The organism is Virgibacillus sp. NKC19-3, from assembly GCF_019837165.1.
Classification (GTDB): Bacteria; Bacillota; Bacilli; order Bacillales; family Amphibacillaceae; genus Virgibacillus_L; species Virgibacillus_L saliphilus.
The window spans coordinates 352,671-367,552 of sequence record NZ_JAGYHC010000001.1; the positions used below are offsets into that span (position 1 = coordinate 352,671).

Annotated in this window: 10 protein-coding genes; all 10 read left to right on the top strand. The window is 40.7% G+C overall.

Annotation, left to right across the window (positions count from 1 at the left end; genetic code table 11):
* Positions 1-24: 24 nt before the first annotated feature.
* A complete protein-coding gene (gene cdaA, locus KFZ56_RS01850) occupies positions 25-846 on the top strand; it encodes a diadenylate cyclase CdaA (RefSeq protein ID WP_222639866.1) in 822 nt (273 codons plus the stop codon).
* Positions 839-2,062 carry a CdaR family protein gene (locus KFZ56_RS01855; protein WP_222639869.1) on the top strand — a complete coding sequence of 408 codons (1,224 nt, stop codon included), beginning with the start codon at positions 839-841 and terminating at the stop codon, positions 2,060-2,062. The genes cdaA and KFZ56_RS01855 overlap by 8 nt, the downstream gene beginning before the upstream one ends.
* 83 nt (positions 2,063-2,145) lie before the next feature.
* Positions 2,146-3,492, top strand: a complete 1,347-nt coding sequence (gene glmM / locus KFZ56_RS01860; RefSeq protein WP_222639873.1) for a phosphoglucosamine mutase — start codon at positions 2,146-2,148, stop codon at positions 3,490-3,492.
* A gap of 76 nt (positions 3,493-3,568) precedes the next feature.
* A complete protein-coding gene (locus KFZ56_RS01865; RefSeq protein ID WP_222639875.1) occupies positions 3,569-4,240 on the top strand; it encodes a response regulator transcription factor in 672 nt (223 codons plus the stop codon).
* Between the two features lie 68 nt (positions 4,241-4,308).
* Entirely contained in the window at positions 4,309-5,685 is a 1,377-nt protein-coding gene (locus KFZ56_RS01870; RefSeq protein ID WP_222639877.1) for a sensor histidine kinase, read from the top strand.
* A 70-nt stretch (positions 5,686-5,755) separates the two neighbouring features.
* Positions 5,756-6,808 (top strand): ABC transporter permease, encoded by a 1,053-nt coding sequence (locus KFZ56_RS01875; protein ID WP_222639879.1) that lies wholly within the window; start codon positions 5,756-5,758, stop codon positions 6,806-6,808.
* Positions 6,805-7,464, top strand: coding sequence for an ABC transporter ATP-binding protein (locus tag KFZ56_RS01880; RefSeq protein WP_222639881.1), 660 nt, complete (start codon positions 6,805-6,807; stop codon positions 7,462-7,464). Before KFZ56_RS01875 ends, KFZ56_RS01880 begins: the two co-directional genes overlap by 4 nt.
* Positions 7,465-7,877: 413 nt before the next feature.
* Positions 7,878-9,665 carry a S9 family peptidase gene (locus KFZ56_RS01885; protein ID WP_222639883.1) on the top strand — a complete coding sequence of 596 codons (1,788 nt, stop codon included), beginning with the start codon at positions 7,878-7,880 and terminating at the stop codon, positions 9,663-9,665.
* 733 nt (positions 9,666-10,398) lie between these two features.
* A complete protein-coding gene (locus KFZ56_RS01890) occupies positions 10,399-11,397 on the top strand; it encodes a response regulator (protein WP_222639885.1) in 999 nt (332 codons plus the stop codon).
* A gap of 28 nt (positions 11,398-11,425) precedes the next feature.
* Complete coding sequence (locus KFZ56_RS01895) at positions 11,426-14,467, top strand: ATP-binding protein (protein ID WP_222639888.1); 3,042 nt, start codon at positions 11,426-11,428, stop codon at positions 14,465-14,467.
* Positions 14,468-14,882 lie beyond the last annotated feature (415 nt).

Genomic DNA, 14,882 nt, shown 5'->3' on the forward strand with positions numbered 1-14,882 from the left:
TTATGTACAGAGGGATGTGTGAACATGCTTGATGGGGGACTCAATCTTTTAAATCTGCTAAGAATAGGCGTAGATATAGCTCTCGTCTGGTATGTATTATATAAACTGCTTATGTTGATAAGAGGCACAAAGGCGATTCAGCTTTTAAAAGGGATCGTGGTTGTGCTAGCAGTCAGAATGGTAAGTATTTTATTTAACTTACAAACAATAGAATGGCTGACAGAACAAGCTATTCTATGGGGATTTCTCCTGATTGCCATTTTATTCCAACCGGAATTACGACGGGCATTGGAGCAAATTGGAAGGGGAAATATCTTTGCAAGAAGTGCCAGATCTGAAGAGGAATTAATCGAACAAAATATAGAAGCAATTATACAATCATGTAAATATATGGCAAAAAGACGTATTGGCGCATTAATTACCATTGAGCGTGAAACAGGAATGGGAGATTATGCAGAAACAGGTATACCGATAAATGGAAGGTTAACCCATCAGCTGCTTACAAATATTTTCACACCAAATACGCCACTTCATGATGGTGCTGTCATTATAAAAAGGGAAAATATTGTGGCTGCGGCCTGTTATCTGCCATTATCAGAAAGTCCCTATATATCAAAGGAACTGGGAACGAGGCACAGAGCAGCAATGGGTGTTAGTGAAGTGACAGATTCGCTTACGATTGTTGTATCTGAAGAAACCGGTGATATCTCCTGTACACGTAACGGAGAATTACGTCGAGAACTTGACCTGGAAGATCTTCGTAAAATTTTAAACGAAAATTTATCATTACATTTTAAAACCCCTGAAAGAAAGTCTTGGAAACGAAAGGGGAAAAAGAATGGATAAGTGGTTTGAAAGTAAATGGTTCGTCCGGATTATAGCCTTGGCTTTTGCCATATTACTATATGTGACGGTCAGTATAGAAACAGATACGGGGGATGAGGAGAATACCCTTCTCCCGGAGGCATCTCAAGAGACACGTACACTGGAAAATGTTCCGGTAGATGTGCGTATGGATGAAGAAAATTATGTCGTAAGTGGTGTTCCGGAGTATGTCGATGTCACATTGGAAGGTGTTACCAGAATATTGACGCCAGTAGAAAGACAACACAATTTTGATACGTTTGTTAACTTGGAAGGGCTCGAAGAAGGAACGCATGAAGTGGAGATTCAATATGAGGATATACCACCTGAATTGTCCGTATACATCGAACCCAAAACAACCGAGGTGACGATAGAAGAACGAGCTACAGAGGAATTCCCGGTAACTGTGGATTTTATTAATAGTGATCAACTTGCAGAAGGCTTTGAACTCGGTGATTATGAAGTAGAACCGGCGTCGGTATCTATTACTAGTTCAAGAAGTGTCATTGACCAAATAGGAATGGTGAAAGTATTTGTGAATGTATCCGGATTAGATCAATCCATTAACAATCGTGAAGTACCCGTTAATGTATATGATAGTCAAGGAAACGAACTGAATGTCCGGGTGGAACCTGAAAATGCTGTTGTATCTGCAGATATAACTAATCCAAGCGAAACCGTATCAATCAATGTCTCAACAACCGGGGAGTTGCCAGATGGGTATGCTTTAGAGTCACTAGATGCTAATATGGACGAGGTAGAAATTTTCGCTACGACAGATGTCTTGGATGAAATTGAAAGTGTTTCTACAGAGGATATAGATTTATCAGAAATCACAGAGTCACAAACAATTGATGCAAGCTTGTCATTGCCGGAAGGGGCGGTATCAGAAACAGAGTCGGTAGAAGTCGATGTTGAGGTGGATCAGGCGCAATCCATCGAAGATGTTCCTATTGAGATAGAAGGCTTGCAGGATGGACAAGACGCTACCTTTGTAGAACCGGACAACCCGGAAATGGATATAAGAATTCCAAGTAGTGAAGCGGATGGAAATGAATGGACTGCAGAAGACTTTGATCTATCCGTTGATGTAAGTGATTTGGAAGCAGGTGAGCATACCGTTCCTGTAACGATTGAAGGCCCGGATGATCTTCCAATTACAGGAGAATTTGAAGAAGTAACCGTTGAAATTACGTAAGGGATACCTGAAAAGATTTACACAGAAAGTTAATAAACATCGCTCTCACTAGGTCGAATTAGATATAAAGGAGAGGTAAAGCAATGGGAAAATATTTTGGAACAGATGGTGTAAGAGGGGTTGCAAATAAGGGACTCACACCGGAATTGGCATTTAAATTAGGACGTTTTGGCGGCTATATTTTAACCAGGGAAACAGAAAAGCCAAAAATCATCATCGGGCGCGATACACGAATTTCCGGATACATGTTGGAAGGTGCGCTTTTAGCCGGGCTGCTATCCATTGGTGCAGAGGTCATGCGTGTTGGCGTTATTTCAACGCCTGGCGTTGCCTATTTAACAAAAGCAACAAGTTCACAGGCTGGCATTATGATCTCGGCATCTCATAATCCAGTTGAAGATAATGGTATTAAATTTTTCGGCTCGGACGGTTTTAAGTTATCCGACGATCAGGAAAATGAAATTGAACGTCTTATGGACAGGGATGATGACCTCCCACGCCCTGTTGGCGCAGATATTGGTGTCGTTAATGACTATTTTGAAGGCGGTCAAAAATATCTCTCCTTCTTGAAGGATACGGTCGATAATGATTTCGATGGCTTGCGTATTGCGCTGGATTGTGCACATGGTTCAACATCTACCTTGGCGACGCATTTATTCGCCGATCTGGAGGCCGATATTGTCTCGATCGGTTCCACGCCGGATGGGTTAAATATAAATGATCATGTAGGATCAACACATCCAGAGAAACTGCAAGAATTTGTAAGAGAAAAAGAAGCTGACATCGGACTGGCTTTCGATGGTGATGGAGACCGTTTAATCGCTGTTGATGAAAAAGGAAATATCGTTGATGGCGACCAGATCATGTATATTTGTGCAACATACATGAATGAAAAGGGTATCCTAAAATATAATACGGTCGTATCGACAGTAATGAGCAATATCGGCTTTTATAAAGCGCTGGAGAAACAAGGCGTGCACAGTGACAAAACGTCCGTAGGTGACCGATATGTCATGGAAGAAATGCGAAAAGGCGGCTACAATCTCGGCGGCGAACAATCCGGGCATATTATTTTCTTGGATTATGTAACAACAGGCGACGGGATGTTATCCGCCATTCAACTTGTGAATGTCATGAAAGAAACAGGCAAGACCTTATCCGAACTTGCAGGGGCAATGCGTATTTTCCCACAGGTACTGAAAAATGTAAAAGTGGTGGATAAACATGAAGCACTGACAAATGATCACATTAACCGCGAAATCGAAGCAGTTGAAAAAGAATTGGGTGATGAGGGGCGTGTACTGGTTCGACCGTCTGGAACAGAGCCACTTGTCCGTGTCATGGTAGAAGCACCCACGAAGGAAGACTGCGAAATGTATGTAGAACGCGTGGCGAAAGTGATAGATGATTTGTTGGGAATGAGGGAATAAATGATGGTCTACAAGCCGCTCTCTGGGATGAGGGCGGTTTTTTTCGAATCAAAAATAAATGATTGGAGGTTCGACAATGATTACAATTCTAACCGTTGATGATGATCCACATGTTCGTGAACTATTACGGTTTTACCTGCAAAAAGAAGGCTACAAAACAATGGAAGCTTCAGATGGAGAAGAGGCATTGCAACTTCTAGAAGCGCATAGTGTGCAGTTAGCTATTGTTGATATTATGATGCCGAATGTAGATGGTTACACACTTTGCAGGGACATTCGGACGTACTATGATATTCCGGTTCTGATGGTAACAGCTAAAGGAGAAATCACTGATAAGGAAAAAGCTTATACAGCGGGTACAGATGATTATATTGTGAAACCTTTTGAGCCGAAAGAAGTGCTATTTCGCGTCAAGGCATTACTCCGGAGATTTCAAAGGCTTCATGAGGAGATTATTCACATTGGAAGCACCACCGTTAATCGAAAAAGCTATGAAGTGAAATCCAATGGTACATTAATGATTCTTCCACTAAAGGAATTCGAGCTTCTCGCGCAGTTAGCGAACTACCCGAATCGAATATTTACACGAGAGCAATTAATTGAACTTGTGTGGGGAAATGATTTTGAAGGAAATGATCGCACGGTAGATGTACATATTAAGCGACTTCGCGAACGGTTTGCAGAAAATATGGATTTTACCATAACAACTGTTAGAGGATTGGGATATAAAATGGAGGTACCTGATTAGTTCATCTTCTGTTCATATTATTTCGATATTATGAGAAAACGGAAATGAAAAATGGGAGGATCTATCCGATGCGAACCTTATATGTGCGAATCATTGTAACTACGATGGCGATTATGATTGCAAGTGCGATTATTGCTTTCGTAGGTACAAATATTTATTATCAACATTACCTAAAGCCGGAAAATGATCAAAAGGTTACCCATATTGCGGAAAATATAGTAGCGATATACGAAGAAAACAACCAACAAATCGTACCCTACTTAACAGCGATGACGGATTTAGGTTATAAATTTTATTTAGTTAATGAAAATGGAACAGCGCAGTCATTTGGGGACCCTTTTGAATCAGAGGAAATAGATCACGCTCATATAGAGGCTGTTTTGCATGGCGATATTTATCATGGTATTGCGAACTATCCATGGCGCCCATTTATTACTGGATTTTTTGATAATGAACTGTCCAATACAATTGGGGTTCCGATAGCGGTCGAAGGGGTGAACCATGCCTTATTTATACGTCCCGATTCGGTACAACAATTTGGTGAAATGCGTATATTCTTAGCTGTGATGCTTGTACTCACATTGCTTTTCAGCTTTTTATTCGTGTTAATAAGCTCCCGGATTATTGTTAACCCTATTAAAAAATTGACAGAAGCCACGAAAAAGATTGCAACCGGTAATTATCGTATGAAACTTGATGTGAACAGACGTGATGAAATTGGAAAGCTTGCAAATGATTTTAGGCAAATGAGCGATAACCTTGAGCGAACAGAGGAAAAGCGGCAGGAGTTTGTTTCCAACGTCTCCCACGAAATTCAATCCCCGCTTACGTCGATTCAAGGATTTTCACAGGCATTACACGAAAAAGATCTGTCTGAAGAAGAAAACGTGCGCTATTTAGATATCATTGAAAAGGAAAGCAAGCGATTATCTGTGCTAAGTAAACAATTACTGACACTTTCCTTTTTAGATAGTGAAATGGAAAGTAACGAGATGCAGCCTCTTGATGTAGCGGAGCAATTAAAGGAAGTGGCCTCAGCTACGCAGTGGCAGTGGCGGGAAAAGGAAATTGCCATTGAAATGAATGTAGCCCCCACAACTGTTACCGGTGATCAAAAGTTGCTTCAGCAGGTTTGGATGAACATCGTAACAAATGCCATTCGCTACACGAATTCTGGAGGTACCGTCACACTTCATACAATAGATGATAAAAATGTGGTACATGTAATCATTGGGGATACAGGAATTGGTATTGCAGAAGAGGATATCCCACAACTTTTTGATCGCTTTTATAAAGTGGATAAAGCAAGAACACGAACGGAAAATAGCACCGGTTTAGGTTTAGCAATTGCGAAGAAAATAATCGACCTGCATGATGGAACCATTCGAATTGACAGTGAAATTGGTAAGGGTTCGACATTTACGGTGAGCCTTCCGAAACCGTAATTCACCGTTCATCTTCTATTCATATTCCATTGGTATGTTTAACGTATGGAAAGGATAGGAGTGAATTGATATGTTTCTTGCCATACGAGAATTAATGCATGCTAAGGTCCGTTATATATTAATTGGATTGATAATGGTACTGATCGCATGTCTGATCTTTATCATTTCGGGTCTTGCACAGGGGCTGTCGGCGGATAATGCATCTGCCATCCAGCATCTTAATGCAGATTATCTACTTATTGACCCGGATGCAGAGTTGGATATGACAACGTCTTTTATCCCTCAAGAAGAAAAGGAAGACATTGCTCAATGGAACGGGGTGGAGGAAGCGAGTTCCTTATCCATCCGTATGATGAATGTATCCGTAAATGATTCCGATCAAAATGCGGATGTCGCTTTATTTGTCACGGAAGCAGGTGGAATGCTTATGCCTCCTCTTAGTGAAGGCAGAGCAATCAACGATGAACATGAAGTCGTTGTGGATGATTCGTTAAAGCAGGAAGGTGTCGAAATTGGTGATACCCTAGGCTTTGGTGAAAATAGTGAACGGACGATTGTCGGTTTTGTAGAGAATCAACGATATAGCCATACATCTGTCGTCTTTGCTCATGGCGGGCAAGCGGAAAATATCAACGCCATCGCCATTCAGGGACAAGAAGCAAATATAGAAGCGCTGCAAGATTCGTTTGACGTGGTAACGAAAGAAGAGGCGTTACAAGGGATCCCGAGCTATTCCCAGGAACAAGGCTCTCTGAATATGATGATTATGTTCCTATATGTTATAGCAGCTTTTGTCCTAGCAGCCTTTTTCTATGTCATTACACTGCAAAAGCGAGATCAATTTGGCGTATTAAAAGCACTGGGAGCAAGAACGGCGTATCTGGTGAAAAATTTAATCAGCCAGGTTGTACTGATTTCTATCCTATGTATTATCATAGCAGTCGGCCTAACATTAGGTGTAGCCGCTTTGTTGCCAGCAGATATGCCATTTCAGCTAACGGCAGGTGGCATGTTGCAAACCGCTTTATTGATTTTATTGGTATCTATCATTGGTGCGATCATTTCGCTCGTCCAAGTTGTTAAAATCGATCCGATTGAAGCCATAGAGGGGGCAGGAAAATGACACTGATAATGGAAAGTGTATCAAAAATATACAAAGACGGGCCGAAGGAATTTCGAGCGCTGGACAACGTTTCACTGGAAGTAAACCGAGGAGAATTCATCGCTATTATTGGTCCATCAGGTTCTGGTAAAAGTACGATGTTGTCAACTGCGGGAGCACTTTTATCACCAAGTAGCGGGAGAATTTTCCTCGACGGGGAAAACACAGCAAATTTATCATCAAAACAAATAACCAACCGCAGACTGGAGAAAATCGGCTTTGTTTTTCAAGCAGCACATTTAATTCCCTATTTAAAGGTAAAAGATCAGTTAAAAGTCATTAACGTCATAGCAAGAAATAAACAAGGTGAAAGAGGAAAGGAACTATTAGAACACTTCGGATTAACACATCGAACCATGAATTATCCAAGTGAATTATCAGGCGGAGAACGTCAACGTGTAGCTATTGCCCGCGCGCTAGTGAATGACCCGAAACTAATCCTGGCGGACGAACCGACCGCAAGCCTGGACTCCAAACGGGGACGCCAAGTTGTAGAAATGCTAGCTAATGAAATCAAAACACGCGGTAAAGCAGGGATTATGGTGACACATGATGAACGCGTGCTGGACTTATGCGATCGGGTTATTACGATTCGTGATGGTAGGTTGGAAGAATAGATATTCATTACGTGAGCTTAGGGGAATAGCCTCTGAGCTCACTTTTGTAAATGGCGTAAACGCTGCTACCTAGATGTACAACATACCTAAGATGGCATGATCGCCGATAAAATAGCTCGAATGCTGATAAATCTGCAATAAGCGCTGATAACTAGCTCACTTTCTCGCCAAAAATAGGAATTGACTGTGAATACTGAAGTTTTTCCCGGGAAAGCCGAACCTGGCTGCTTTAATCCCGAACTCAGCTATATGAATGCTGAACTCCGATCCGCGAATGCCGAAACAACCCAAACGAATGCCGAACGACACACCTAATTCAGATCGAAAAATCCCCTACCACATGTGAGGAAAATCGTTTATACTAGAGTCGTCAATTAATTTTGAAAAAAACATACGAATGAGGAGGTCATTCAATGATACCATTTCCAAAACCAACGGTAGAGCAATTTTTTCGCACGAATGTGATTACAGACTTTGCAGTGAGCAGTGATGAAAAACGCCTTATTTTCAGTTCCAATTTAGATGGAAAAGTGAATCTGTGGGCGATGGATTTGCCGGATACCTTTGCCTATCTGTTTGCCCATCATGATGAGTCTGTCAGTTTCATTAAATGCGATCCGGAAAATCGCTATGTGCTTGCGGGATATGATAAAGACGGGGATGAGAATCATCAAATCTATGCCATTCCCCATGAGGGTGGGATCCCACAGCCGCTTATTACTGGAGGCGCAGAGGAGAAATATTATTTTACCCATCTGAGTGAAGATGGAAAACGAATCTACTATATGACATCGGAGGAGAATCCATCGTTTCTGAACGCGCGCATGCGCCATTTGGAGAGTAATGCCGATATATTGTTGAATGAGGGAGAGGTATCCCCCACGCATCTCGTGGCGATATCTGACGATGAAGAATCCTTTGTATACTTACGCATGTTTGCCAATACATATATAACAGGCTTTGTGAAAATGGGGGATACGTCTTATGAGTTAACACCTGATCCAAACAAGGTGCATGTGGTTGGGGATGCTGTTTTTGTCGATGATCAAACGATTTACTTTGTAACAGATTATGAGAGCGAATATAGCTATGTCGCAACATTCGATTTGGATACAAAGGAATTTGAACCTGTTCTTACAATCGAGGAAGAAAGTATCGAATCACTGAAGTGGGACAAGGAAAATATGGTCCTTTATCTGGTCACCGAAAAAGGGGTAGAAGATGTTTTGTACCGCTATGAACCAGCATCAAAGCAGCTAGAACAACTATATACACCGGTTGATGTGATTGAAAAGGTACATATCGCCAAATCAGGGGATATCTACATGCTGGGAAGAAGCAGTACCGTTCCATTAAACATTTTTCAAAGACACGGGAGGGAATGGAAGCAACTGACGAATAATCGTGTGCTTGGCTTGAATACCCAAGACATGGTCGAGCCTGATGTCGTTTCTTACCCATCTTTTGACGGCATGGAAATCGAATCACTGCTATTTAAGGCGAAACCGGAACATGATAACGGCTATACGATTTTTTGGCCTCACGGGGGACCACAAGCTTCCGAGCGAAAAATGTTCCGTTCGATGTTTCAGGCTTTTTTGAATCGGGGCTACACGATTTTTGCACCAAACTTTCGCGGGAGCACAGGTTATGGCTCTTCATTTGTAAAATTAGTGGAACAGGACTGGGGAGAAGGACCGAGATTGGATAATGTCGCCGGTATTCAGTGGTTGTTTGATCATAACATTACAGATCCAGAAAAGTTATTCCTTGTTGGAGGTAGCTATGGTGGCTATATGGCGCTTTTATTACATGGACGGCATCCGGAATATTTCAAAGCCGTTGTCGATATCTTCGGTCCATCTGATTTATTTACATTCGTCCATTCCGTCCCGCCCCACTGGAAGCCAATCATGGAGCGCTGGTTAGGAGATCCGGAGCGAGACAAAGCGCGTTTTATCAAAGACTCACCAGTAACCTATCTGGATAGCATGACAAAACCAATGCTCGTTATCCAAGGAGCCAAAGATCCACGTGTGGTCAAGGAGGAATCTGACCAAATCGTTGCCAAGCTGGAAGAAAAGGGGCGCGATGTGGAATATCTTGTGCTAGAAGATGAAGGACATGGCTTTTCGAAAAGGGAGAATGAGATTAAAGTGTATAGTCTGATGTTGGACTTTTTGGAGAAGCATCAGGGATGAATATGAGCAGAATGAGCGCAAGGATAATTATGTCCCTGCGCTCTGGCTCTGCTGTATAAAAATAGCACAACCTAATAGGGAATAGAAAAATCACAAACAACAACCCGTCCAAATTAGAAAAATCAGCGAACTGGAAAACACTTGATTTATTCCGGCAAACATCCCACCTAGAGCCATGCCGGAATAACGGAGAAAATTAAATAGGCCTAATGCTGCCCCTCTTTCTTCATCGTCTTTGTTACTAATTATCGTATACGTAATGATAATCAGCAATACGATCGAGATAGCGAAAAGAAACAGGAAAATTCCTTGATAATCAAAATGCTCTCCTAATACTCCGCTTAGTATTGGGGGAAGCGCTGGAGCAAGGATGAATAAAATCAGAGAGAACCCATCGCGCTTCCTCTTGCTTTTCCTTCAAAAAAGCGTGAAATCATATTTATTGCAACCAAAGAAATGATCCCAGCATCAATTGCTCGAACAATTCTAAGCACCTTTAGATAATAGTTATTTTTTTCGCTGTATAGTAAAATCGAAATAAAAGGAAAATTTTGATAGGCATTTCCCAGTTGAAGAGAATGAGAGGTGACTTGAACTGGATAGTTCATCAAGCCGATGCTTGTATAGAATATGTATAGAAATAAAATAGACGACTATTATTTATTGTCACGTATGGTTCACTTATACTCGTTGTTGTGTGTAAATAGATGATGAAATAATAAGGGGCGATTCCATGCTTAACGTATGTATCATTGATGATGAACCTTTGGCATTACAATATGCAGATTTTTTATTGCGTAAAATAGAAGGTGTGGATGTCACAGGTACCTATGTGAATACCAATGATGTTATCCATCACATCCAAAGCCAACACGTAGATGCTGTATTTTTGGATATACATATGCCTACTGTAAAAGGAACTGATTTGGCGGAATATCTGTTAAACATACGCCCTTCCTTACATATTGTATTTGTTACGGCTTATGATGAATATGCGGTCAAGGCTTTTGAATTAAATGCAGTGGATTATATCTTGAAGCCTGTCAAGCAGGAACGTCTGGAAGTAACCATACAACGGATAATGGAAAGAAAGAAGCAAGAACGGGAGAACACGCCCGATGCATCGGCCTTTGCCATTAAAAATTTAGGCATGTTACAAATCTATCAGGGTCATAAGCGGGTTGATGTGAAATGGCGTACATCAAAGGCGAAAGAGCTATTTGCCTATTTTATCCACCATCACCAACATACCATTCCCAAAAATGAATTAATCAACTTATTGTGGGATAACCTCCCTTGGGAAAAAGCCAATGCCCAATTATATACAGCCGTTTATCAAATTCGAAAAGTGATGCAACAGACAGGAGCTCCCATCACTATCGTTAGCCAGGGAGAATTTTACAATATTGATTTAGGTGATCATATCCAGATTCAATCACATGAATTTAAGCTTGCTGCACAGCATTTATTAAAAGATAACGTTGTACATAAGGAACCTTATTTTACGTTATTAGAATCGTATCAGGGAGCCTATTTAGCGGGGCTGGACTATCCATGGGCGATGAATGAGCGACAGATACTACACACACTATGGCTGGAACTCATCCATACATTAGCGGCGTATTTACATCATCATGAAGGGCCATCATCTTATGCTATTTCCAACTTGAAAGATATAACACGTTTTGATCCAGAAGCCGTAGAGATTATTGAGGGAACATGTAGGATGTAATTATTTCTTCAGATAAGAGTTGATATCAATGAAACGAGAACATATCCGAACGGGAATGTTTGTCATTCTCTGTATTATCAGTTTATCAGCTTTGCGACTGATTTGGGTGGGTTTATTTCAAGAAAATATAACCCCTGCCATTGAAGATGGAGAGCTGGATTTAAGCACATGGAAAATAGAAGATAGAAGGACAGTACTGCTGGATGGAGAGTGGGATTTTTACCCGTCTCAGTTTTTGATGCAAGAAGATGCATTATCTGCAGCAACACCGGAAACGATACAAGTTCCTCATGGTTGGAAGCATAACTTGGGTACTCCCTTTGGTTATGGGACGTACCGGCTGCAGATGAAGGTAGATCCGGATGATGATCGGAATTTTAAATTATACATACCAAATATCCGGACCTCTTCACAGATCTATGTCAATGGGCGAAGCGTAGCGGAAACGGGTCAGCCGGCAGAAACAGAAGCAGCATATACCGCGGATATCATGCCTAAAACCGTGACCTTTACGGCAGATGAAGATGGACATATCGATCTGGTGATTCAGGCAGCCAATTTTAAAGACAACAGGGATGGTGGTATTTATCTCTCACCACGATTCGGGACAGATGAAACGATTACAAGAGAAGTACAGCTCACGAACTATTCGCAAGTAGCTATTGCGGTTGTCCTGTTGATTCATGCCATTTACACGTTGATTATTTATTTTATAGGTGGACGGAATAGAAAGATTCTTTCTTTTTCATTGCTGACTTTCAGTTTGTTTTCAGGTTTTCTGTTCTATACAGGCGAGAAATTATTGCAGCAGTTTTTTAATATGAGCTATGATTTGGAATATTGGTTGATACATACCATTTACTTAATCATTTTTTATGCGTTGGTGCAATGTACGGACCATCAAAAACTGCCTTATTGGCATAAAATTTTCCCGTTTTTTAAATGGGGAATGGCTGCATTAGCTGTGGTTACCATCTTTTTATCCATGCCGCAAATCTTAGCACTTCGTCCTGTGTATAATATATTTGCTGTTATTACGGTGGTTGTTACGACGGCTTCGATTGTTCTGATGTATAAAAGTAATCCAAAGTCTAGAAATCTTATGCTTCTCGGTTATATTGCTATTTCCAACCATGGAATATGGAATTATATATGGTCAGGTGAAAGTGTTTATCTGACCTTTTATCCATTTGATATGATGATTGCCGTAACCTGTTATACCATTGTCTGGTTTCAAGGATATTTTCAAAAGCACGAGAAAACAAAGGAATTAGCAAAAAGGTTGAAAAAGGTGAATGATGAAAAGGATCAATTCCTGGCGAATACGTCTCATGAATTCCGTAATCCGTTAAATAGTATATTATTGCTTTCTGAGGCGATACGTGACCGGGAAAAAACGGTATTATCGACGCGGAGTATGAATGAGTTAAATACGGTTTTGAAAGTAGGACAGCAGATGAACTTGCTTTTGACCGATTTATTGCAAGAAAGAGATTTACAGATAAATAAACCGAGGTTAAATAAACAGGCGATTGCATTGGAACCGATTGTCACAGGGGTTATTGATTTATTACAGTTTTCATCCGATATCAAGCAAGTTCAAATGGTAAATCAAATTCCAAGGAATTTTCCTCCTGTATATGCGGACGAAAACCGTGTGATGCAAATTTTATTTAACTTAGTAGAAAATGCCATGAAGCATACCAATCATGGGTCTATCACCATATCCGCTTCTGTAAAAGCAAACGTTGCAGAAATTCATGTGACGGATACAGGAATCGGCATTAGTGAAGAATTACAGCAACGCTTATTTCTCCCTTATGAACAAGGCCAGGACTCAAAGGAAAAGTCCAAGGGAGGTTTTGGTTTAGGATTAACGGTTACCAAACAGCTAGTAGAACTTCATGGAGGAACGATTCATGTATTTTCGAAACAGGGGGAGAAAACAACCTTTACGTTTACGTTAGAATTGGCATCCACAGAAGCAATGCCTCCATCAACGGAAGCGCATGTAAAAATGGCAGCAGCAAAAGAAGAGGAACAATCAGCACGAATGCTTTTGAATAATGAGCAAGCACCATCTGTTTTAATCGTGGATGATGACCCGGCTGGTTTATTAGCATTAACATCCATTCTTCCCGATGATGCTTATCATACGGTGCTTGTTTCATGTGCAACAGAAGCATTGGAGGAACTGAATAAACAAGAATGGGATATGGTTATTTCGGATATTATGATGCCGGAGATATCAGGATATGAACTGACGAGACTGATTCGGGAACGTTATTCCCTGACGGAATTGCCAGTACTGCTACTTACCGGTGGAAATACGGATATACAGGCTGCCTTCTTAGCTGGCGCCAATGATTATATTACAAAACCGGTGGAAGCAATCGAATTAAAAGCACGTATGGATTCATTACTCACGATGAAGCGCGTGGTCGAGCAGCAAATTCAATTGGAAACTGCATGGTTGCAGGCTCAGATACAGCCGCATTTCTTGTTTAATACACTAAATTCAATTATGGCATTAAGCGAATGGGATATAGAAGAAATGCGAAAGCTGCTGAATGAATTTAGTACCTTTTTACGAAATAAATTTCAGTTTCAACAGATGCAAGATTTGATTTCGTTAGAAGAAGAATTAAATATTGTCCGTTCGTATTTGTATATTGAACAAGTCCGCTATGGAGAGGCTGTGCAAGTGAAGTGGGATCTGGATGATGAACAAGGGGTATATGTACCATTCTTATCTATTCAGCCGTTGGTGGAAAATGCGGTACAACACGGTATCAGGAACAGCTGGGGAAGAGGAACGGTTACTATTAGCTGTAAAAAAGACGTTTCCCAATCCAAAGCAACGATTACGGTAGAAGATGATGGTGTGGGAATCGAAGAAACAGAGATTCGAAACATTTTAAACGGAGAATCTAAAAGCAAATCAGGGGTCGGCCTTTATAATGTTGATAAAAGATTGCATCAGTACTATGGAAGAGGATTAAATATTGTTCGTTCAGCGGATCGAGGGACTAGAGTGTTTTTTGAGGTGGATTTGGACAATAAGGAATAGAGTTGAAATCATAGGAAACTTCATTTTATGGAGAGGAACTCCCTCTTTATAAAATGAAGTTTTAAAAATGTATAGAGCATGAAGGCTCGTTTTTATCCCGCTTCTAGTAGTGTCATCGTTTGATTATCGCCACTTATTGCAAGATGAAATTTGTTTCAAAAGGGAAATTCCTAATGATTGTTATTTATTGTCGTAATGAACCCTTATTTTAAGCAGATTTCCCCACGTATTGTCACTCATATTCTCTTCTAAGCAAAATTTCCTACAAATCGTCCGGATGTACAGAATTTGTATATATATGCACGGTTCCCTGTTATATATCCCGTGAGTTACGATTAATTGTAGTTACAACGTTTCATTTTATCGAAATTGCCGGATTATTTTTGTTGAAATGTATAATCTTAAAATGATCGGT